We start from the raw sequence: 19896 nt of genomic DNA on the forward strand, positions 1-19896 counted from the left end.
CGTAAGGTACGAAAAGCCGGAGAGCCCGTCAACTGACGTCCGCACCAGGGGGGTGATGCGGACGTTCGGGGTTCGTTATTCTCCTGCGGGGACGGCGAAAAAGACGGCCATGTTCGAGAGGAAGCCGATGACAAGACCGTCGATGGCGTAGGGATTGTGGAACATGTTGTTCCAGAGGAGGGCCATGATGATTCCGGCAAGTGCTCCGGCAACGAAGCGCCGGCGTGTAGCCCTGAATCCGAGGATTGCTGCAGCGAGCGGGACCAGCACGGTAGGCGCCCAGAAGTTGTAGGCGTAGATCAGGATGTCGAGCAGGCTGTCTATGGAGATGGCGAAGACGATGGAAAGGACGCCCACGGCAAAGGTGGTGAGGCGGGCGAGCATCAGTTCCGTGGAATGTTCCATCGGAGTGGTTTTCAGCGGCCTGACGATGTCATTGATGAATGCTATGGATGCACTGTTGAGGAAGGAATCGGCCGATGACATGATGATGGATATGACTGCAGCAATCACAAACCCCTGCATCACCGGATGCAGTGCGACCTTGATGACGTAAGGCATGGCGAGGTTCGGGTTCAGGGTCGGATCAAGAGCCAGTGCGACAAGCCCGATAGTGCCGGTGATGGCGAAGAAGGGGATGGAAAACAGTGCGCTGAAGAGGGTTCCGCGGGTGGTGTCCCGGGATGAGCGGCCAATCATCAGCCGCTGCAGATAGGGCGGCACCATCGTCTCCCCGAGCATGAAGGTCAGAAACAGGGCCCCGAGGGATAAGAGTGCAGCCGGTTCTGTTGATATCAGCAGGTGCTCTGCCGGAATTCGGGCGGCCATGGCTTCCCATCCGCCTGCGTTCGAGATGCCGAAGTAAAGGGTGAGGGGTATGCCGATGGCAAGGACAACGAACTGGATGACATCGGTCCATATGACCGCGCGCATGCCTCCGAATGTTGCATAGGCGATGACAATGCCGCATCCGATGAGAATGCCCGTGACCCTGTCCATGCCGAGAAAGAGGTTGAAGATGTATCCCATTGCCCCGACCTGTGCCCCTAAAATGCCAGCGCAGAGCGCAATGCCGAAAATGCCGCTGAATATCCTTGCACCGCGCCCGTAATGGGGCTCCATGATGTCGCCAACCGAAATGGCATCAGGATAGCGCGCCATTCTCGGGGCGATGAATGCCGCCACCAGGATTTCCTTGAAACTGAAGCCCCAGAGCGCTACGATGTTGGCAATACCGACAAGAAACACTTTTTCGGCATTGCCCATGGAAAACCCTCCGCCGATGAATGTTGCCGAGAGGGTCGCGAAAATGATCATGCTGTTGAACGATTTTCCGCCGACCGCGTAATCCTTGAGGTTTGTGATGCCGCGTCCCGCCATAAGGCCGACAGCCAGAATGATCACCAGATAGAGAACAATAATGACGAGTTCCATACATGGAGGGGGTTGAATTGGAAAATTGGCTGCCGGTACGTTGCCGGCTGCCGGTTACAGATTTACCAGAGTTGCCAGCAGCCAGGCAATCGCACTGATGCAGATCGAGCCTGCAGCAGCCCACCAGAAGCTCTCGATCGTAAATCCGTCGACGATGGCGGCCGAGAGCTGCAGGAGCAGGGCGTTGATGACAATGAGAAAGATGCCGAGGCTGAGAAGGATGAACGGGATTGAAAAGAGGATCATGACAGGCCTTATCACGGTGTTGACGAGGCCGAGCACGAGGGCCACCAGAAGGGCGGCGCCAAATCCCCGGACATGGATGCCGGGAAGAATCTGTGCGGTCAGATAGACGGCGAAGGCGTTTACAAGCCAGACGAGCAGGATATGCATCATGATTGCGGGTGGTTCGGGTTATTGGTGAAGACTCTTCTTCATGGTCATTCGATATTCATCTTCTACATGCATCTTCGAAACCCACAGTGTTGAACGCTCGGAACGCTTCGACGCCCGGTATTCAACATCCGGTATGCAACATCATATCCCCATCGCGTCCAGCGCTTCCTGCAGGCTTCCGCATCCCTCTATCCTGATGGGCAGCTTCTTCATTGCCGCCTTGAGTTCACGGGTGTTGGCTTCGGGAAGAACGATGCGCTGGAAGCCGAGGTGTGCCGCCTCCCTGATGCGCCGCTCGCTGTCGCTGATGGCCCGCAGTTCGCCCGACAGGCCGATTTCTCCGCAGCATACCGAACTGGCGTCCTGCGGCCGGTTAAGAAGCCCTGAAGCGATGGCGGCGGCAATGGCGAGGTCGGATGCCGGCTCGATGAGCTTCAGCCCTCCTGCAATCTTCACGAACACGTCCTGCCCCCAGGTTTCTATGCCGAGCCGTTTTTCAAGGACTGCGAGGATGATCGACATGCGCTTGAGGTCAAAACCCGTGCTGATGCGCTGCGGCATGGAGTAGTTGGTCTTGGCTACAAGCGCCTGCACTTCGACGAGCAGGGCCCTTGATCCCTCAATGGCGGCAAGGACCGAGTTGCCGGGAACATCGGGACGCCGGCCGGAAATGAAGAATTCCGAAGGGTTCGCCACCTCTTCCAGGCCGCACTCCTCCATGCGGAAAACACCGATTTCGTTGGTTGGGCCGAACCGGTTCTTCACTGAGCGGACGATCCGGTAGCGCTGGTAGCCTTCGCCTTCAAACTGCAGGACGGTGTCGACCATGTGCTCCAGCGTTTTCGGGCCGGCAAGGGATCCTTCCTTGGTGATGTGGCCGATGAGGGCGAGCATGAAGTTCTGGCGTTTGGCCGCATGGATGAGCATTGCGGCGCATTCGCGTATCTGGGTGATGGTGCCGGGGGAGCTCTGGTACTGGCCGGAGTAGACGGTCTGTATGGAGTCCACGATGACAAGAGCGGGCCGCTCCCTCTCGATGGTCTCAAGGATCACCTCAAGGCGCACTTCGGGTGCCAGCCAGAGGTTTTCGGCATGCAGCTTCAGGCGCGTGGCGCGTTCACGGATCTGGTTCGGGGACTCTTCGCCGGAGATATAGAGCACTTTGGCGGGAGCGAGGCGCGCGGCGAGCTGGAGCATGAGGGTCGATTTGCCGATCCCCGGCTCGCCGCCGACGAGGATGGCTGAAGACTGCATCAGGCCGCCGCCGAGCACGCGGTCGAGTTCTCCGATACCGGTTTTCAGCCGGTGGTACTCTTCGGGTGCCGCGGCGTGGAGGTTCTGGACGGCGGCTGCGTGCATGCCGGGAAGCGGTTTTCCCTGTCTCGGCCCGTCTTCCTGCCGGATCTCTTCAAGCGTTCCCCAGCTCTGGCATTCAAAGCACCGCCCCTGATATTTCAGGGAGACGGCGCCGCAGTTCGAGCAGACGTACCTGGTGGCCTGGCGCGCCATCTCCCTTAAAGGCCGTTTGCGCGCTCGAAGGAGTGCAGGGTGTTTTTCAGAAGCATCGCAATGGTCATGGGTCCGACGCCGCCGGGGACCGGGGTCATGGCTGCTGCCTTTGCCGATACCCCTTCATAGTCGACATCGCCGACAAGGCGGGTGCCGCTTTTTGTCGTGGGATCCTCTATGCGATTGATGCCGACGTCAATGACGACAGCTCCCTGTTTGACCATGTCTGCCGTCACGAACTTCGCCCTGCCGATTGCGGCAATGAGGATGTCTGCCTGGCGGGTGTAGGAGGCGATGTCCTTTGTCGCCGAATGGCAGACGGTGACGGTGCAGTTCGATTCCTTGAGTTTCTGCATCATGAGGTTGGCCATCGGTTTTCCGACGATGTTGCTGCGGCCGATCACCACGCAATGTTTCCCGCTGGTCTCGATGCCGTAGCGGCCGATAAGCTCAAGGATGCCGTAGGGGGTGCAGCTGACGAAGCACTTGTCGAGGTGGCCCATGACGAGGCGCCCGAGGTTCTCGGGGTGGAACCCGTCAACATCCTTTGCGGGGTCGATGGCCAGGGTGACGGCGAACTCGTCGATATGATTGGGGAGAGGCTGCTGTACCAGAATGCCGTGTACTCCGGGATCCCGGTTGAGGGAGTCGATCACCTCGAGCAGATGTGCTTCGGGCGTATCTTCCTGCAGTTCGATGACGGATGAATTCATGCCGACCTCTTTGCAGGTTTTTGCTTTATTGCGTACATAGACCTCTGAGGCCGGATCGCTGCCGACAATGATGACGGTGAGCCCCGGGACCTTTCCGGTTATGGACCGGTACGATTCCACACTGGCTTTGAGTTCTTCTTTCATGTCCAGCGAAACTTTCTTTCCGTCGATGATGAGCATGGTGGTTGTGCTTGGTGTTGTTGTGCAGTACTGCATTGTGCCTTGCGTATTTCTGCCTATAGCTATGAAAAAATCGGCGAAACGGCAAACCCTGAAATCGGATGATTGAACGATGGCAATGATTTCCGTCGGTGATGTCCTTGTCGACGGGGCGGTCCTCGACGCGTTTTTCTCCTGCGACCTTGATGCATGCGCCGGCAGCTGCTGTGTAGAAGGGGAGCTCGGCGCTCCGCTTACCCCCGCCGAGGCAGCCCTTCTGGAGCATCCGCCGGGACAGCTTCTCCGGATGCTTCCTGAAAAAAGCGCCCGCTGGATAGCGCGCCACGGATCGGTGGAGGTCTATCAGGGTACCCTCTACACCCGTACCGTAGACAGCCGGGAGTGCGTTTTTGCCCTTGAGCGCGACGGGGTGACGCTCTGCGCCATTGAAATTGCTTTCCGGGAAGGCATTGCCGGTTACAATAAACCTCTTTCATGCAGGCTTTTCCCGATACGGGTGCGGAAAAAGTTCGGGTTGGCGTATCTTGTCTATGAAGAGCACGCCATGTGCCGCGCTGCCCGACGGCTCGGAGGGGAACTCCAGATGCCTCTTGTTGATTATCTTTCTACAGCCCTTGAAGAGCTTTACGGCAGAGAGTGGGTTGAAAGCCTTGCCGCGTTCCGGAAACCATCCTCCAAGAGTTGATGCCAGAATTCAGACTGCAGCAGAAACAGAAAGCACTTCTTTCAGTCCAGCAGATCCTGGGCAGCCAGCTGCTCCAGCTTCCGCTTGCGAGCCTTGAGCAGCGCATCAATGAGGAGCTGCAGGAAAATCCGCTTCTTGAGCCGGTCGAGGGAGCAAGGGACAGTATCTCGGAGCACGGCGAGGCGGCTCCCTCAGGCGAGATGTTCGACGAAGTCGATCGGTTCAGCAAAAGTGCGCTCAAGGAGCAGGAACGGCTTTCGGCACGCCAGGAGGCGCGCGAAAGCATGCCCTCGTTCAGCTATGACAGGGGAGGGGGAGAGCATTTCTTTCAGGCGGTCCAGCATGACAGCTTCCATGAAACCCTGCTCCGCCAGCTGGCCCTGCAGGAAGGAGTGGGGCAGAGGGAAGTGCTGCTGGCCATCGAAATCCTCGGCAATCTGGACGATGACGGCTACTTCACCGAGGGGGCTTCGGTCATCCTCGACAGTTTGAGGCTGTCCGGCATGGAGGCAGAAGAGAGTGATGTTGATGAGATGCGCCGGAGGATCCTCAAACTCGACCCTCCCGGCGTTGCAGCCCTGAACCTCCGGGAGCGGCTCACGACACAGCTGGAACTTTCCGGTCGGGAGCACCCCCGGGCAGACATTGAGGCTGCTCTCGACATTCTCCGGCACCATTTCGACGACTTCATCCACCGGCGGTTCGAGCGTCTCCATAAAAAGCTCGATGTGAGTAAAGCCCGGATTGAGGCGGCAATTGCCGTCATCACCGGTCTTGATCCGCATCCCGGGCTGTTCGTCGATGAAGGGGGCCACTACATCTCACCCGACTTCGTGGTGAACTACGAAAACGGATCGCTCTTTGCCTCCCTGAACGACCGCAGTGCGCTGTCGGTAAGGGTCAGCGACCAGTACCGGGACCTGTTGAAGACAAAACAGGGCTCGAAGGACGACCGGCAGTTCATCCGCCGCAATCTCCAGAAGGCCAACGAGTTCAAAAGCGCCCTTGAAACCCGACGCCAGACGCTCCTCAAGGTTATCGAGTCGCTCATGAAACATCAGTACCGTTTTTTTACCGATGGTCCTGCCTTTCTCCAGCCGCTCGGCATGAAAACGCTTGCTGCCGATACGGGTCTCGACATATCGACCATCAGCCGTGCCGTCAACGGTAAATACGTGCAGACCCGGTTCGGGGTGTTCGAACTGCGCTACTTCTTCAGCGGCGGCATTCAGAATGACGAGGGTGAGGATGTGTCGAGCAAGATCATCCGCCAGCACCTCCGGGAGATGATCGAGGGGGAGGACGGGGCAAGGCCGCTCTCCGACGACAGCCTGACGGCAGGGCTTGCCGCCAAAGGGTTCCAGATTGCCCGCAGGACGGTTGCAAAATACCGTGAACAAATGCAAATTCCAGTTGCAAGACTAAGAAAGAAAATATTTTAATCGCATGAAGCATCCAGAGAGGCCCGTAATCCGATCAACCACCGTGATCGGCGTTCTGCGCGACGGCAAAGCCGCCCTCGGCAGTGACGGGCAGATGACGCTCGGCAACACGGTCGTCAAACACTCCACCCGCAAGATCCGTTCACTCTACCAGGGCCGGCTTCTGGCAGGGTTCGCCGGTGCCACAGCCGACGCAATCACGCTCCTCGACCGATTCGAAGAGAAACTCGAGGCATATAACGGCAAGCTCGAACGCGCTGCCGTCGAACTCGCCCGTGACTGGCGGACCGACAAGTATCTCCGCCGTCTTGAGGCCATGCTTGCCATCGTCAGCAGTGAGCGGGCCCTCATCATCTCCGGCACGGGGGATGTCATCGAACCTGAAGACGGCATCGTCGCCATCGGCAGCGGAAGCATGTTCGCCCTTGCCGCAGCCCGTTCCCTCATGAAGCATACGGGGCTCAGTGCCCGTGACATCGTCCGCGAAAGCCTTGAAACCGCCGCCGAAATCTGCATCTACACCAACAACCACATCGTGGTCGAAGAGGTGTAGCAGGCAGAGAAAAGTATTTCAGCAATATTCTAATTCCACCCAATGACCCATAAGACAGAGGATGCCCTTGAAGGGAAGTCCCTTCGTGACATGCATCTGACACCGCACCAGATCGTATCCCAGCTTGATAAATACATCATCGGCCAGAAGGACGCCAAAAAGTCCGTTGCCATCGCCCTGCGCAACCGCCTCCGCCGCCAGATGGTGGGAGAGGAGCTCCGCGATGAAATCATGCCGAACAACATCATCATGATCGGCCCCACCGGCGTCGGCAAGACTGAAATTGCACGGCGCCTGGCAAAACTCGCCCGTGCTCCGTTTGTGAAGGTCGAGGCGTCCAAGTTCACCGAGGTCGGCTATGTCGGCCGCGACGTGGAGTCGATGATCCGCGACCTTGTCGACCAGTCGGTCGCAATGGTCCGCAGTGAAAAAAGCGAGGAGGTCCGCGAAAAAGCGGCCTCACTGGTCGAGGACCGCCTGCTTGACATCCTGCTTCCTCCCGTACCGGCATCGGCTGAGACGGAGGAAAGCTTTCAGGAGGAAGGGGAGGATGGCGCCATCATCACAACCGGTGAAGAGCGTGCGGAGGAAGCCAACCGCCGTACCCGCGAGAAGATGCGCCAGCGCCTCCGCGGCGGCAAGCTCGAAGAGCGCCAGATCGAAATGGACGTATCGGGTGATTCCCAGGGCGGGATGATGCAGATTTTCGGCCCGCTCGGCCAGATGGAGGAGATCGGCGGCATCATGCAGGACCTCATGAGCGGTCTGCCGCGCAAGCGCAAGAAGCGCCGTGTCTCGATTGCCGATGCCCGCAGGATCCTTGAACAGGAAGAGGTCCAGAAGCTCATCGACATGGACAGTGTGGTCAAAGAGGCCATCACCAAGGTCGAGCAGTCCGGAATCGTCTTCATCGATGAAATCGATAAAATCGCCGCACCCTCCACCGGTTCCGGCACCAAAGGGCCCGACGTCAGCCGCGAAGGGGTACAGCGCGACCTCCTGCCGATCGTTGAAGGCTCGAACGTGGCCACCAAGCACGGCATGGTCAAAACCGACCATGTGCTCTTCATTGCCTCAGGCGCATTCCACGTCGCCAAGCCCTCCGACCTCATTCCCGAGCTCCAGGGCCGGTTCCCGATCCGCGTGGAGCTGAAAAGCCTCACCGAGGATGATTTCTTCCTTATCCTCACCCAGCCGCGCAACGCCCTCATCAAGCAGTACCGGGCGCTGATCGGTACCGAAGGCGTGGAACTAGAGTTTACCGAAGGCTCCATCCGCGAAATCGCAAGGACGGCCGCCGTTGTCAACGAGAGCGTTGAGAACATCGGTGCCCGCAGGCTGCATACCATCATGACCAACCTGCTTGAAGAGCTGATGTTCGACATCCCCGAAAATCTCTCTTCCGGCAAGATCACCATCGACGAAAAGATGGTGAAGGACAAGCTGAGCCATGTCGCCTCCGACAGGGACCTCAGCCAGTATATCCTGTAACCTTGACTGCGACCCATATGAACGCACCGCATATCCTCGTACTCAACGGCCCGAACCTTTCACGGCTCGGTAAACGCGAGCCGGCCATTTATGGCCACCGGACCCTTACGGACATCAACGCCGCCCTTGAGGCTGCATTTCCTGACGTGTCGTTTGAATTCTACCAGTCCGAGGATGAGGGGGATATCATCGAGCGGCTCTACGACAGCGAAGACCGGAGAGCCTGCAGGGGGGTCGTTTTGAACGCCGGGGCCCTGACCCATTATTCCATCGCCCTGCGTGACGCCATCAGTGCCGTTGCCCTCCCCGTGGTGGAGGTGCATCTTTCCAACATCCATGCCCGTGAGGAGTTCCGCAGCAAATCGGTGATTTCTGCAGTATGCAGGGGGGTGGTCAGCGGATTCGGAGAGGAGAGCTACCATCTCGGCGTGCAGGCTCTTCTTTCACTGGCTGAAGCGGGACCGAAGCAGTAGCCGGAAGGCCGGCGGCTCTCCGGGTCTCAGTCGTCCTTCAGCTTTTCGATGAGCCGGCGCATCTCCTGCAGGCGCCGGCGGTCGCTGTAGAACAGGACGGGCTTGTCCAGTGCAGCCTGCATCAGCTGCACCGCTTTTTTCCTGTTGCCCATCTCAAGCTCCACAAGTGCCAGTTCGTGATAGTTGCGGATTACCCTCGGGTCCAGGGTGATTGCCTTCCTGAACGTCTCTCTGGCTTCCGGGTAAGAGCCTTTCGGCATCTTTCCGACGAACGTGCCCCCCATCATCCGCTTGAACCAGCTGATTGAGGCAGCCTGCCGGTAGTAGGAGCCCAGCATGGAGAGCGCCGTCTGCTCGTTCGGGTTCAGCCGGAGCGCCGTGTCGAGCTCGTGTTTGATTTCCTCTGCATTGTGGAGTTTGTCTTTCGGTCCGCTCTTTTCCGACAGGAGGCCGAGAGCTGCTGCAAGCCAGGCATGGCCCGGTGCACTGGTGCTGTCAAGGGCAATGCTTTGCCGGCCGTAGTCAACCGCTTTACGGTAATGCACGATGCGTTCCCGGCGGCGGTCCGGGCGCAGCGATTCAGCGAGGCTCACCTGGAGCCGGGCCATCTTCCACAGGGTTTCGGAGCTGGCCGGGTTCTCCTTAAGCGCAATGCCGTAGAGCGAATCGGCGCTCTCATACTGCATCTTCCAGAATGCCCGGTCGCCCTGGTTGATGGCTTCAAGGGCGTGCGTTTCGCCCGTTGCCGGTCTGGTTCCGCCAAGGGCCAAAAGAGAGGCCAGTAGGGTCCCGATGGCCAGGATACCGATGCGGTGGATCGTTGGAGCGGAGTGCTGCATGTCCGTTATTTGAACCAGATTGAGTCCGGATGTTTTCTGTGCAGGTTCCGATCAAGCCCGAGCCAGTGTCCTGAGGGAAGCAGCATCATGAGTATGGCGTAGAGCATGAGGGGCGGCATCGACCAGTTGAAATAGGCGCCGGCCGTGAAGTTCAGGAAGAGAAAGAGCGCGAATGCCGCATTGGCCCTTACCGCGAGACCGAGAATGAGTCCCGCCGCGATGATGAGTTCCCCGACGGTGACGATCCAGGCGATCGGCATCGAAAGAGGAATTGCGAAATGCTCAAGATAGAGCGCCTGCAGCGAGCCCGGCTCGAGTTCACTGAGCCGCAGGGTGAAGAATCCTTCCATCAGGTCGCTCCATAGCCACCCTTTCACCAGCTTGTGCCAGAACCCGTAGACAAAGATGGCGGCAAACAGGTATCGCCCGATGAGAAAGAGGATGACTCCAATGCTTTTCAGCGGATGCTGGCGCATCCATCCGGCCTTCCATTCGAAATCGCTCATGTTCCTTCAAGAGAAAAAGTTGCAGGTTGTGTCCGAATCGGGTATTGAAAGTATACGCAAATTCTGTTGCACATCCTTCAGTGCGCACGCTTTGAGCGGTTGGACATCGCTGCTTTATGGGTTTTGATTCGAACGGGCGACGAATGAATCAGGATTCACGAGAGCCGCTATCGTATGGCTTCGGGTGCTCTATCTTATGAGCGCCCCCGGTACCGGCAGGCGAGGGCCTGCTTCACTGTCCATTGGCGTATGCTGAGCCCCGCATGCGTTCCTTCACTCATGCAGGTTCCCTTCCGGTTGCCGGTTCATCATCATCAGCGAGCAGGTCGAGATGCTGCAGGGTACTCTGGGCAAGCAGTTCTACAAATCCTGCGCTATAGGCAAGCTCGAAGAGCAGGGGCGGCTTGAGTTCCACGCCGGGGCCTCCACACAGCCGCATGGTGCGCCACAGGGGACGAAACTTGTTTTTGAAGGCATAGAGGCCCATGTAGTCATAGGCGTGCCTGCAGAGCGGTGCTGCGGCGAACAGGATCCGTTCAAGGAGTATGAGCGGCTGATGGTCCGGTTCGCGCAGCATGAAGGGAACCTCCCCGAGGCTCAGTCGTTCAGCGCCTTCAGCCCTTAGCTGTTCTGCTGTTCCGGCAATAAGGCATTCCATGACATCTCCCGGTGCTTTGGCGCTCCGAAGCATGAGTTCGGTATGGAAGGCGTTCCTTCCCTGTCTGGAGAGGGTCAGGCAGGCGAGCCGGGCACCGGTAAAAGACCGGAAGACGAAACAGCGTGACGTTTCCAGCGGGTTGCTCCGGAACAGATGGCGGAGCATGGGTTTTCCTGCATGGGGTGATTCTCTTTGGAGTACCTGAAGACAGTCTGAAGCAAGGGCGGCGCAGGGGATTTCCTCAACAAGGCCGTGTCGCCATCCACGCTTCAGCGCAGCCCGGACTTTTTTGCCTTCAAAGTGCCTGTCTGAGGTGAGATCCAGCACCGCATCCATTCCCGTGCGCAGGGTATCGTCGCCGAAAGAATGGAACAGTGCGCTGACTTCCGGCGGACAGCCCCGGATGACGAACCCTTCAGGATGCAGCCGGTGCAGTTCCCTGTAGAGTGTCGTGAGATCGAAAGACGGGGGTATGTCCGCAAACGGAATCCAGGTATGGCGGGATAGGGGGAGGGTGAGGGTGTGGTACCGGGGAGCGCATTCTTCGCTCCTGTGCCAGCTTGAGGGCAGTGAAGCGTACATCGGTTACCGTTTCCGGGACCCCTCCCCGGTTGAGCGACCGGGCTTTCCTTCGGCGCTGTGGCCGAACAGTCCTGTGGCTTTTTCGTTGATGAAGCCGGCCGTTTTGACGACGGCTGTTCCGGCGGCGAAAAGGCCGAGTCCAATGACGGCAATGCCTGCAATGCCATGCAGTGCCGGTGCTGCTACAGGGGCCAGCAGCGCTGCTCCGCCGGCGGCTCCTGCTGCTGTTGCGGCGGCAGCTATCGGGTTCTGGTTCAAGGGGTTGTCTCCTGTGTTTTGCTGTTGTTAATTCATTCTGATTTTGTGGTGCCCTTTGGGTACCTGCAGCTTGCGCCCGTATTGTTCGCCGGCGGTGAAGCCTTCAATGAACACCATTTCGCCGAATTCCTCGAGCGTCATATCAAGATCGAGTTTCTGGCGGAGATGTTCGCTGAAGTTATTCTCCGCAGAGCACTGCTCGATTTTATGGATGTAGTTTTTCCATGCCGACTGGACGGCATGAAGCCATAATCACCTGATCATAAGGGGTGAACTTATTTTCTGGTTAGACGGTGCCTTCGGCTGCTGCTTGGCTTATCCCATCGTTGATGGTGACCGGGCCGGCAACGACAGATGGCTGGTTTTTCGGAGTGCTGCCCCGCCCGAAGAGTTTTTCGGTGATGGCGCCGAGGTCGCTTTTTGATGCAAGCGCTCCAAGGATGGGGACTGCCGCGGGAGCAATCGGTACGAGGGTGGCTGCAATGCCGGCGCCCATAAAGAACGCGCCTCCAAGAGCGTGCAGGCAGAGTGGAGTGCCGACGAACGGTGCAAGCATTGCCAGGCCCTGAACGCCCTGCTGTGCAGGTTTTGAGGCTGAGCTGGCGGATTCTGGCATGGCTTGTGCGTTTGGGTTATAAATCAGGACGCTTCACGTGACCGGGTCGTGAAGCGTCCAGGAAAAGAGCGTCTGCGTTACTTCTGGGGGTTGATTGACGAGGTAACGTTCTGCAGGGTGGAGGTGAGGGTGCTGGTCAGATTGCCGACCAGTTCGCTGGCAGTTTTCCCGAGCGGCTCAACTGCTGAAGCGGCTGAGTTCAGAATCTGGGTGACGATGTCAACCTGCATCTGGCCGATCTTTCCGACTGCGCCCATCAGATCATTGACCGTCTTCGTGACGTCCACGTTCGTTTCGTTTGCCATGGTGGTTGTGGTTTTAGGGTTTGATGGAAAAGCCTGAATCTTTTAATTCTTATCGGAATTATAAGTTTATTTTGTAATATTTGAAAGGTTCGTTGAATTTTTCCCCCACTGAGCATGACCGGTCGCGGGTACTTCTCTTTTCTTGTTGCAGCGCGCTTTACTGCTGCAGTTGAAGCTGTTTTACATCGTTTTCATTGCAGCCGCTGTGAGATGCATGAGCAGCCTCCAGCGCTGAAGCGTCGGATCCGGGTATCGGTCGAGGATGGGGACGGCCAGATGCAGCAGTCGAAACCCGAGACTCCGAACTCCCGCTGCGGGTTCAGTACGGGCGAGTCGGACCGGATTTAGGAACTCATCGGCGTTTTTATTACATTTCTTGCGTCTGTTGTCATTATTGGTCAATAAGAAATAATCAGTTATGAAAGATTTTAACGGTGCGTTCGTCAAGGGTGCCGAGGCCTACGGCAGGTTACTTGAGGTGTTCATCGACGGGCACTGGTGGGTAGTGGGCGACTATCTCGAGAATGTCGGCAAGTGCACCAAGCGCCTCGGTGCCAATGCCTACCCCCAGCTCTACGGCGGCTCGTCCGGCATGGGAAGCCTTCGCGGCAGTTCACCCCGTGTTTCCGGATATGCCAGCCCCACCAAGGAGGTCTCCAGCCGCTTTGATTCGTGAACAGCATGATTGCCGTTCTCTCTTCCCGAATGTCGTTCGAATCATCACGGTTCCTTTTCTGACGTATGACCTCTCCATTCACTGCTGCTTCCAGGCCGGCGTCTGAAGGCGTCGGTCCGGAGCATCCTTCAAGGAGCGGACGCAAGAAATGGCTTCTCATCCAGCCCCGCAGCAATACCTGCATGATGGTCGACTCCCGAAGAGTCAGCATGCCACTGAACCTCGTCATGGTTGCGACCCTTGCCGGCGAGGTTTTTGATGTTGACTTCATCGATGAGCGGCTCGGCGACACCATCCCGGAAGACTTTTCCCGATATGATGTCGTTGCCCTCACCTCCCGGACCCTGAATGCCACAAGGGCTTATGCCATTGCTGATAAAGCCAAAGCGCAGGGGCGGGCGGTGCTCCTCGGCGGCGTGCATCCCACCATGTCTCTTGATGAGGCATGCCGGCATGCCACCTCGGTCGTATACGGGGAGATTGAGTCCGTATGGCCGGAGCTCTCCCGGGACATCCTTGCGGGGCGGATGCAGCCTGTCTACCGGGCTGATGCCCTCAGGCCGATGAATGCGATGGCACGGCCTGATTTTACCTATGTGCTCCAAAGCAGGAACAGCCGCAGATACAGTAACAGGATTCCTGTGCTGGCGACAAAAGGCTGCCCTGTGGGGTGCAATTTCTGCACGACGCCGACCATATACGGGAAGAACTACCGGTACCGTGATATCGAACTGGTTCTCGACGAAATTCGCTATCACCAGGACCGCCTGGGGAGGGGATCGCTCCACTTCTCCTTCATGGACGACAACATCAGTTTCCGCCCTGTCTATTTCAAGGAGCTTCTCAGCCACATGGGGCGGCTCGCCATCCGCTGGAATGCCAACATCTCCATGAATTTCCTCCACGATCCCGAGATTGCAGAGCTTGCGGCATGGTCCGGCTGCGATCTCATGAGCATCGGGTTCGAATCGCTCAATCCCGAAACCCTGAAAAGCGTGCATAAAGGTTCGAACCGGCTGGAGGACTACTCCGCGGTTGTCGACAACCTTCACGCCCGGGGGATTGCCATTCAGGGATATTTCATGTTCGGGTTCGATAACGACAGTGCTGAGAGCTTTCAGTTGACCTATGACTTCATCATGGAGAACTGGATCGATTTCCCGGTATTCTCTCTCGTCACCCCGTTTCCCGGTACCCCGTACTTCGAGGAAATGAAACCCCGTCTCCGCCATATGGACTGGGATAAATACGATACCTATCACTATATGTTCGAGCCGAAGGGGCTCGGTTCCCGGCAGTTCCTCGATCACTTCGTCAAGGTGCAGAAGGAGGTCTATAAAGGTCGGGCCATTGCGCGGCGGATGAAGGGAAAGCGGCTGAACTGGGTCTGGCTTGCGAACCTGCAGATGAACCGCTTCACACGCAGCCTCAAGCCATCCATCTATCTCTGAACCACTTCCGGGCTTATTTCAGTCCATCAGGAAGACAACCCCTTAGCACTCTCCTCATGCATGCAACAGCCCCCTTTCGGCAGCAGACTTCAGGTCTGATGGATAAAATCAAGACCCATATCGAACTCCTCGATCCGGTAACCTGGATCAGCGTTTTTCCCTGTCTGGCCTGCGGGGTCATCGGAACCGGAGCCATGCAGCCGACCTCTTACGACTATCTGCTCCTTTTGCTCCTTTTCATCATTTACGGTCCGCTCGGAACCGGGTTCAGCCAGTCGGTCAACGACTATTTCGATCTCGAGCTCGACCGCATGAACGAGCCGACGAGGCCTATCCCATCCGGAAGGATTTCCGAACGTGAGGCTGCCTGGAACTGGGGAATCGTGCTCCTTCTGGCCCTTTTGATCTGCACCGGCATTTCACTCCACCTCGGGGGACAGCGGGGGGTTGTGTTTGCAGTCTGCATGCTGACGGGGCTTTTTCTCGGATTTGTCTATTCAGCGCCGCCCTTCAAGCTGAAAAAGAACATTTTCCTTTCCGCTCCGGCTGTCGGCATGTCCTACGGCTTCATCACCTATCTTTCGGCCAACGTGCTCTTCAGCGACATCCGCCCCGAAATCGTCTGGCTTGGGGTCCTGAATTTCTTTATGGCCATGTCGCTCATCATCATGAACGATTTCAAGTCACAGAAGGGTGATGCCGAGAGCGGCATGAAATCCCTGACCGTGCTCATCGGCTCACGCTACACGTTTCTGGTGGCATTCCTCATCATTGATTTGACCTTTGCCGGGTTTGCCTTTCTTGCATGGCAGTGGGGCTTTTCTGTCTTGATGGTGATGATCATGGTCTCACTCGGGATCAATATTGCCGTACAGATTCCGATATACCGCGATCCGAGCACCGGCGCATCATTCATGCAGGGTGCTGCCGATGACGGGTTCGGCAACGCGATTGGAAAGAGTGAGGTGAACGAGCATAACGCTTTTCTGCGTTTCCAGCTGGTCAACAACATCCTCTTCCTCATCAACCAGTTCGCTGCGGCGGCACTCATCGGCATAAAGTACATGTGAGGTGCCTCTGAACCGCGTTCGGGGGGGCCTGCGGCAGGGTAGTGCTTTGTGATCTTTAAAAACTTTCATTTATTGAAGTTATTTTCCTTTTGGAACGGACCGAGAGCAATACATGACGAAGAATACGTCCATCCCCGATGCACCTGCAATCGAGACGATCCTCGAGCTCGTTCCGTACGAAGCTGCCGTCATAGACCCTGACGGCCGCATTCTTCATTCCAATGCCCTCTTTCAGAGATGGCTCGGCCTTTCAGGCCATCTCTTTGCCGGACGGAGCATTTTTGAGATCCTCTCTTCCTCCCCCCTCGCCTCCACCAATGCTGAAGAGCTGTTGCTGCTCTCCCGGAACGTGCTGGAGACGGGACTGCCTTCTGGCAATGTCCGCCCCCTGCCATCTCCGGACGGTGTCGTTCGGGCACTGGTCCTCACCTTTCCCGGCGATGGTGACGGGAGCAGAGCGCCCGACCATTCCCACCCGAACATCTCCGCAGCCCTGAATGCCGCCGATGCCGGCTCCTGGCAGTGGAACCTGAAGACCGGAGCAATTCAATGGTCGGAGGGGCTGTGGCGTCTTTTTGAAATGCAGAACACGGGCGAACCGCCTTCACTGGCGATATGGGAGGAGCGGCTCGACCCGACGAACCGCGCTGGGACCATGCAGGCCTTTGCAGCCTGCAGCTCCTCTGGCGTCGACATGCATATCGAGTATCGCCTTCTTCTGGACGAGGGTCGTACGCGCTGGGTCATGAGCCGCGGCAGACCCTATCACGACAGCCGGGGAGCGATTGAGGGTTATATCGGTATCTCGATTGACATCACCGCACAGAAAAAACTGGAAGAAGAGCTGCTGGACAACAAGGAGCGTTTCTCTTTTGCGCTCGGAGCTGCATGTTCGGGCATCTGGGAGTGGAATGTCGAAACCGATGAACTGCTGTGGTCTGAAGAGGTATGGCGGCTGTACGGCCTTTCTCCCGGCTCCGAGGCATTGACCCATCAGCTTTGTATGTCGACGGTGCATGAGGCGGACCGCCCGTATGTCAGCCATATGATCAGGGATGCGGTGACGGGCGGCAGGGAGGCCTCGGTGGAGTTCCGGGTGACGTATCCGGGTGATGGTTCCCTGCACTGGCTCCAGTCCCAGGGATCGCCGAAACGTGATGCTTCCGGAAAGGCGGTGAAGTACATCGGCCTCATTACCGACATCACCGAACGCAAGATTGCCGAGATTGAACTGATCGAAAACCGGAGCAGGCTCGAACAGGCTCTGGCTGCGGCGAAGGCCGGAATCTGGGAGTGGGATCTCCTTACTGGACGCAATACCTGGTCGGATGAGGTATGGGCCCTTTACGGACTTGAGCCGCACTCCCGTGAGCCGTCTTTTGCCGTATGGGCGGAAACGCTCCATCCCGAGGACAGGGATGCAGCCTGCCTCTCGGTGCAGTCCGCTTCGGCTGAAGGGAGGGAGATTTCCTTCGAATACCGGGTTCCGAGGGCGGACGGCTCGATGCTCTGGCTGCTTTCGAGGGGGCAGCCCCGCAGGGATGCCTCCGGAGCCATCGTCAAATACCTCGGGACGGTCATCGACGTCACCGAACAGAAATCGCTTGAGGAGCAGCTGCTCAAAAACAAGGCCCGCATGGCTTTTGCCCTTGAGGCCACGAAAGCGGGCGTATGGGAGTGGGATCTGAAGCATGATCAGGTGTTCTGGTCTGACCGGATCTGGCAGCTCTACGGCCTTGAGTCCGGCAGCAAACCCAACAATCACAAGCTCTGCGAAAGCAATGTCCTGCCGGAGGACAGGGAGCAGACGTTCGGTATCGTCATGCAGGCGGCCAACCGTGAAATCGAGATCGATATCGAGTTCCGGGTATGCCACCCTGAGGACGGTACCATCCACTGGCTGGCCTGCAGGGGCAAACCACAGCTTGATGCCCAGGGCGCTTTAGACCGGTATGTCGGCACCATCATGGACATCACCGACCGCAAACGGCTCGATGACGAGCTGCGGGAAAATGAACGGAAATTCAGGGGCATTTTCGACAATGCTCCGATAGCCATCAGCATCAAGGAGATCGATACGGGCAAGATCATTGATGTCAATGATGCCTGGCTCAACCTGCTCGGCTACACTCTTGTTGAGGTACTCGGCCGCACAGGACCCGATATCGGCATCCATGCCTGCAGTGAGGACTATCAGGCCATTGAGATGGCCTCCCTGAAGCGCGAACGGATATGCAACCGCCAGGTCCTTCTGCACGAAAAGAACGGTGACCTGGTCGATGTGCTCTACTCCACGGAATTCATCGAGTTCGAGGGCATGGCGGTCATGCTGGTCATGATGGTCGATGTCACGCTCGAGAAAATGCAGCAGCAGAACATCAGCCGCCTTGAGCAGTCGATTGCCGACCGCAATATCCAGCTCCAGAAAGAGGTGGAGCGGCTGCACCGGTTCCTGAGCATGATCTCCCATGAATACCGGAAGCCCCTGGCCATCATGAGGACCAATCTCGACCTCGTCAAGATGAAGAATAAGATGGGGAATTTCCAGAACCGCCAGGAGTTTGCAAAGATTGACCGGAGCATTGCCCGCCTGGTCGAGGTGCTTGAGGTCTCCATCCAGGAAAGCCGGATGGCCGACCGTCATAAATCGGTGACGGGCAGGCACGAACTCCCGCTTGCCGGCATCATCAAATCCCAGGTCGAAGCGTTTTCCGGGATATGGAAAGAAAGAAGCGTCTTGTTTGAGAACTGCCTGGAGGATGTGCGGGTATACGGGGAGGAGTCCGGGGTCAAATTTGCCATTTTCAACCTGCTTGACAATGCCCGGAAGTATTCACCCGATGAGTCGCCAATCAGCATCACCTGCCGGAAGGCCGGGCCGGGTCATATCATGATTGATGTCGGCAACGAGCTGCGCGAACCCCTTGAAGACGTGGACATGGACCTGTTCTTCGAGAAATATCATCGGGGAGGGAACTCCAGCAATACCGCAGGGGCGGGCCTCGGGCTCTGGCTCGTGAAGAACATCGTTACACAGCACGAGGGTCATATTGCGCTGAGCAAACAGGCTTCAGGGATTGTCGTGACAATCACGCTTCCCGTCATTCCATCCGTCACTCCATCCGTCATTCCATCCGTCACTCCATCCGTCACTCCATCCGTCATTCCATCCGTCACTCCATCCGTCACTCCATCCGTCATTCCATCCGTCATTCCTTCCGTCACTCCATCCGTCATCGAGTCCCCGGACGAAGACAAACAGGCGAACCCATGACTATAGTTTCAGCACCAGTAGAAGAACAGGCGGTTGGCCGAAAGGCATGTTCCCCCCACAGGATCATCGTCGTTGAAGATGACCTCGATTTCCGTGAAAGCCTCATGGAGACACTCTCGCTCTGCGGCTATGAAGTGGTCGGGGCCAGAAGTGCCCTGGAGTTCTACCAGAAGGTTGCCGAGAATCCCTGTGAGCTCGTCATCCTTGACCTCGGCCTGCCCGACCAGAACGGTGTGGTGCTTGCCGAGTACATCAGGAACAATACCGACATGCGCATTGTCGTCCTGACCGCCCGTGGAGCTCTCGAAAGCCGCATTGCGGCTTACCGTGCCGGGGCCGATACCTACCTGCTCAAGCCGGTCGATACAGAGGAGCTTGTCGCAACGATCGAAAGCAATCTTGGCCGGGTCGGCCTGCATGAGGGGGACGGCGGCTCCGGATCCCCGCGCCAGCCGCAGACGCCCCGCGCTGCCGGATGGAGGCTTCTTCGCATTGATTCAGTGCTTATTACTCCTGCAGGCGCAAAGATCAAGCTGTCTTCGAGGGAGGTCGACTTTCTTGAGATCCTTGCCTCCGCATCCGGAACCAATATTTCCCGCCAAAGCCTCATCGAAACCCTCGGCTATGATCCGGCCGGTTCCGGCAGCCAGGCGCTCGACGTGCTCATCCACCGTCTGCGTCAGAAAGCATCGGAAAGCGGATCACGGCTTCCCGTCAAAACCCTTCGCGCCAAAGGCTACAGCGTCTCGGAGCCGTTATATATCGAGTGACGGGGTCATAAGGGG

Annotated in this window: 21 protein-coding genes; 11 read left to right on the forward strand and 10 right to left on the reverse strand. The window is 57.6% G+C overall.

Features of this window, described 5'->3' with window-relative positions; genetic code table 11:
- Nucleotides 1–75: 75 nt before the first annotated feature.
- The 4 genes from A3K90_RS01350 to folD form a co-directional block, all read right to left on the reverse strand.
- Nucleotides 76–1434 (reverse strand): sodium:solute symporter, encoded by a 1359-nt coding sequence (locus A3K90_RS01350; RefSeq protein WP_303680798.1) that lies wholly within the window; start codon nt 1432–1434, stop codon nt 76–78.
- Between the two features lie 54 nt (nt 1435–1488).
- Complete coding sequence (locus A3K90_RS01355; RefSeq protein ID WP_303680799.1) at nt 1489–1830, reverse strand: phage holin family protein; 342 nt, start codon at nt 1828–1830, stop codon at nt 1489–1491.
- A gap of 141 nt (nt 1831–1971) precedes the next feature.
- Complete coding sequence (radA, locus tag A3K90_RS01360) at nt 1972–3339, reverse strand: DNA repair protein RadA (protein ID WP_303680800.1); 1368 nt, start codon at nt 3337–3339, stop codon at nt 1972–1974.
- A gap of 5 nt (nt 3340–3344) precedes the next feature.
- Nucleotides 3345–4232, reverse strand: coding sequence for a bifunctional methylenetetrahydrofolate dehydrogenase/methenyltetrahydrofolate cyclohydrolase FolD (gene folD, locus A3K90_RS01365; RefSeq protein WP_303680824.1), 888 nt, complete (start codon nt 4230–4232; stop codon nt 3345–3347).
- A 112-nt stretch (nt 4233–4344) separates the two neighbouring features.
- Between folD and A3K90_RS01370 the strand changes: the two genes are divergently transcribed.
- The 5 genes from A3K90_RS01370 to aroQ are packed head-to-tail and all read left to right on the forward strand — an operon-like array spanning nt 4345 to nt 8876.
- A complete protein-coding gene (locus A3K90_RS01370) occupies nt 4345–4917 on the forward strand; it encodes a DUF3109 family protein (protein WP_303680801.1) in 573 nt (190 codons plus the stop codon).
- Nucleotides 4917–6359 (forward strand): RNA polymerase factor sigma-54, encoded by a 1443-nt coding sequence (gene rpoN / locus A3K90_RS01375; protein WP_303680802.1) that lies wholly within the window; start codon nt 4917–4919, stop codon nt 6357–6359. Before A3K90_RS01370 ends, rpoN begins: the two co-directional genes overlap by 1 nt.
- Before the next feature lie 4 nt (nt 6360–6363).
- The gene (gene hslV, locus A3K90_RS01380) at nt 6364–6912 is read left to right on the forward strand and encodes an ATP-dependent protease subunit HslV (RefSeq protein WP_303680803.1); all 549 of its coding nucleotides are present in this window, start codon (nt 6364–6366) and stop codon (nt 6910–6912) included.
- Nucleotides 6913–6954: 42 nt separating this feature from the next.
- A complete protein-coding gene (gene hslU, locus A3K90_RS01385; RefSeq protein ID WP_303680804.1) occupies nt 6955–8403 on the forward strand; it encodes an ATP-dependent protease ATPase subunit HslU in 1449 nt (482 codons plus the stop codon).
- Nucleotides 8404–8420: 17 nt separating this feature from the next.
- Nucleotides 8421–8876, forward strand: a complete 456-nt coding sequence (gene aroQ / locus A3K90_RS01390; RefSeq protein WP_303680805.1) for a type II 3-dehydroquinate dehydratase — start codon at nt 8421–8423, stop codon at nt 8874–8876.
- A 26-nt stretch (nt 8877–8902) separates the two neighbouring features.
- Here aroQ and A3K90_RS01395 read toward each other — a convergent pair whose 3' ends face one another.
- From A3K90_RS01395 to A3K90_RS01420, 6 genes are all read right to left on the reverse strand, one after another.
- Nucleotides 8903–9715, reverse strand: a complete 813-nt coding sequence (locus A3K90_RS01395; protein WP_303680806.1) for a tetratricopeptide repeat protein — start codon at nt 9713–9715, stop codon at nt 8903–8905.
- A gap of 5 nt (nt 9716–9720) precedes the next feature.
- Nucleotides 9721–10221, reverse strand: coding sequence for a DoxX family membrane protein (locus A3K90_RS01400; protein ID WP_303680807.1), 501 nt, complete (start codon nt 10219–10221; stop codon nt 9721–9723).
- Between the two features lie 277 nt (nt 10222–10498).
- A complete protein-coding gene (locus A3K90_RS01405) occupies nt 10499–11461 on the reverse strand; it encodes a phosphatidylglycerol lysyltransferase domain-containing protein (protein ID WP_303680808.1) in 963 nt (320 codons plus the stop codon).
- 3 nt (nt 11462–11464) lie between these two features.
- Complete coding sequence (locus A3K90_RS01410) at nt 11465–11719, reverse strand: hypothetical protein (RefSeq protein ID WP_303680809.1); 255 nt, start codon at nt 11717–11719, stop codon at nt 11465–11467.
- Nucleotides 11720–12005: 286 nt separating this feature from the next.
- The gene (locus A3K90_RS01415) at nt 12006–12335 is read right to left on the reverse strand and encodes a hypothetical protein (protein ID WP_303680810.1); all 330 of its coding nucleotides are present in this window, start codon (nt 12333–12335) and stop codon (nt 12006–12008) included.
- Between the two features lie 77 nt (nt 12336–12412).
- Nucleotides 12413–12640 carry a chlorosome envelope protein B gene (locus A3K90_RS01420; protein ID WP_303680811.1) on the reverse strand — a complete coding sequence of 76 codons (228 nt, stop codon included), beginning with the start codon at nt 12638–12640 and terminating at the stop codon, nt 12413–12415.
- Nucleotides 12641–12850: 210 nt separating this feature from the next.
- Here A3K90_RS01420 and A3K90_RS01425 point away from each other — a divergent pair, with 210 nt between their 5' ends.
- From A3K90_RS01425 to A3K90_RS01450, 6 genes are all read left to right on the forward strand, one after another.
- Nucleotides 12851–12988: a hypothetical protein gene (locus tag A3K90_RS01425; RefSeq protein WP_303680812.1), complete on the forward strand. Its 138-nt coding sequence runs from the start codon at nt 12851–12853 to the stop codon at nt 12986–12988.
- 70 nt (nt 12989–13058) lie between these two features.
- The gene (locus A3K90_RS01430; RefSeq protein ID WP_303680813.1) at nt 13059–13316 is read left to right on the forward strand and encodes a bacteriochlorophyll c-binding family protein; all 258 of its coding nucleotides are present in this window, start codon (nt 13059–13061) and stop codon (nt 13314–13316) included.
- A gap of 65 nt (nt 13317–13381) precedes the next feature.
- Nucleotides 13382–14767 (forward strand): radical SAM protein, encoded by a 1386-nt coding sequence (locus A3K90_RS01435; RefSeq protein WP_303680814.1) that lies wholly within the window; start codon nt 13382–13384, stop codon nt 14765–14767.
- Nucleotides 14768–14823: 56 nt separating this feature from the next.
- Nucleotides 14824–15837, forward strand: coding sequence for a UbiA family prenyltransferase (locus A3K90_RS01440; protein ID WP_303680815.1), 1014 nt, complete (start codon nt 14824–14826; stop codon nt 15835–15837).
- Nucleotides 15838–15949: 112 nt separating this feature from the next.
- Nucleotides 15950–19111 carry a PAS domain-containing protein gene (locus A3K90_RS01445; protein WP_303680816.1) on the forward strand — a complete coding sequence of 1054 codons (3162 nt, stop codon included), beginning with the start codon at nt 15950–15952 and terminating at the stop codon, nt 19109–19111.
- A complete protein-coding gene (locus A3K90_RS01450; protein ID WP_303680817.1) occupies nt 19108–19881 on the forward strand; it encodes a response regulator transcription factor in 774 nt (257 codons plus the stop codon). Before A3K90_RS01445 ends, A3K90_RS01450 begins: the two co-directional genes overlap by 4 nt.
- Nucleotides 19882–19896 lie beyond the last annotated feature (15 nt).

The sequence above is a fragment of the Pelodictyon luteolum genome (assembly GCF_001622165.1).
In the GTDB taxonomy this organism is placed as follows: Bacteria; Bacteroidota; Chlorobiia; order Chlorobiales; family Chlorobiaceae; genus Chlorobium; species Chlorobium luteolum_B.

Excerpts from the sequence above, each read along its gene's own strand:
- A3K90_RS01350 (WP_303680798.1), bottom strand. The coding sequence starts at position 1,434 with ATGGAACTCGTCATTATTGTTCTCTATCTGGTGATCATTCTGGCTGTC.
- A3K90_RS01355 (WP_303680799.1), bottom strand. The coding sequence starts at position 1,830 with ATGATGCATATCCTGCTCGTCTGGCTTGTAAACGCCTTCGCCGTCTAT.
- radA (WP_303680800.1), bottom strand. The coding sequence starts at position 3,339 with ATGGCGCGCCAGGCCACCAGGTACGTCTGCTCGAACTGCGGCGCCGTC.
- folD (WP_303680824.1), bottom strand. The coding sequence starts at position 4,232 with ATGCTCATCATCGACGGAAAGAAAGTTTCGCTGGACATGAAAGAAGAA.
- A3K90_RS01370 (WP_303680801.1), top strand. The coding sequence starts at position 4,345 with ATGGCAATGATTTCCGTCGGTGATGTCCTTGTCGACGGGGCGGTCCTC.
- rpoN (WP_303680802.1), top strand. The coding sequence starts at position 4,917 with ATGCCAGAATTCAGACTGCAGCAGAAACAGAAAGCACTTCTTTCAGTC.
- hslV (WP_303680803.1), top strand. The coding sequence starts at position 6,364 with ATGAAGCATCCAGAGAGGCCCGTAATCCGATCAACCACCGTGATCGGC.
- hslU (WP_303680804.1), top strand. The coding sequence starts at position 6,955 with ATGACCCATAAGACAGAGGATGCCCTTGAAGGGAAGTCCCTTCGTGAC.
- aroQ (WP_303680805.1), top strand. The coding sequence starts at position 8,421 with ATGAACGCACCGCATATCCTCGTACTCAACGGCCCGAACCTTTCACGG.
- A3K90_RS01395 (WP_303680806.1), bottom strand. The coding sequence starts at position 9,715 with ATGCAGCACTCCGCTCCAACGATCCACCGCATCGGTATCCTGGCCATC.
- A3K90_RS01400 (WP_303680807.1), bottom strand. The coding sequence starts at position 10,221 with ATGAGCGATTTCGAATGGAAGGCCGGATGGATGCGCCAGCATCCGCTG.
- A3K90_RS01405 (WP_303680808.1), bottom strand. The coding sequence starts at position 11,461 with ATGTACGCTTCACTGCCCTCAAGCTGGCACAGGAGCGAAGAATGCGCT.
- A3K90_RS01415 (WP_303680810.1), bottom strand. The coding sequence starts at position 12,335 with ATGCCAGAATCCGCCAGCTCAGCCTCAAAACCTGCACAGCAGGGCGTT.
- A3K90_RS01420 (WP_303680811.1), bottom strand. The coding sequence starts at position 12,640 with ATGGCAAACGAAACGAACGTGGACGTCACGAAGACGGTCAATGATCTG.
- A3K90_RS01425 (WP_303680812.1), top strand. The coding sequence starts at position 12,851 with ATGCATGAGCAGCCTCCAGCGCTGAAGCGTCGGATCCGGGTATCGGTC.
- A3K90_RS01430 (WP_303680813.1), top strand. The coding sequence starts at position 13,059 with ATGAAAGATTTTAACGGTGCGTTCGTCAAGGGTGCCGAGGCCTACGGC.
- A3K90_RS01435 (WP_303680814.1), top strand. The coding sequence starts at position 13,382 with ATGACCTCTCCATTCACTGCTGCTTCCAGGCCGGCGTCTGAAGGCGTC.
- A3K90_RS01440 (WP_303680815.1), top strand. The coding sequence starts at position 14,824 with ATGCATGCAACAGCCCCCTTTCGGCAGCAGACTTCAGGTCTGATGGAT.
- A3K90_RS01445 (WP_303680816.1), top strand. The coding sequence starts at position 15,950 with ATGACGAAGAATACGTCCATCCCCGATGCACCTGCAATCGAGACGATC.
- A3K90_RS01450 (WP_303680817.1), top strand. The coding sequence starts at position 19,108 with ATGACTATAGTTTCAGCACCAGTAGAAGAACAGGCGGTTGGCCGAAAG.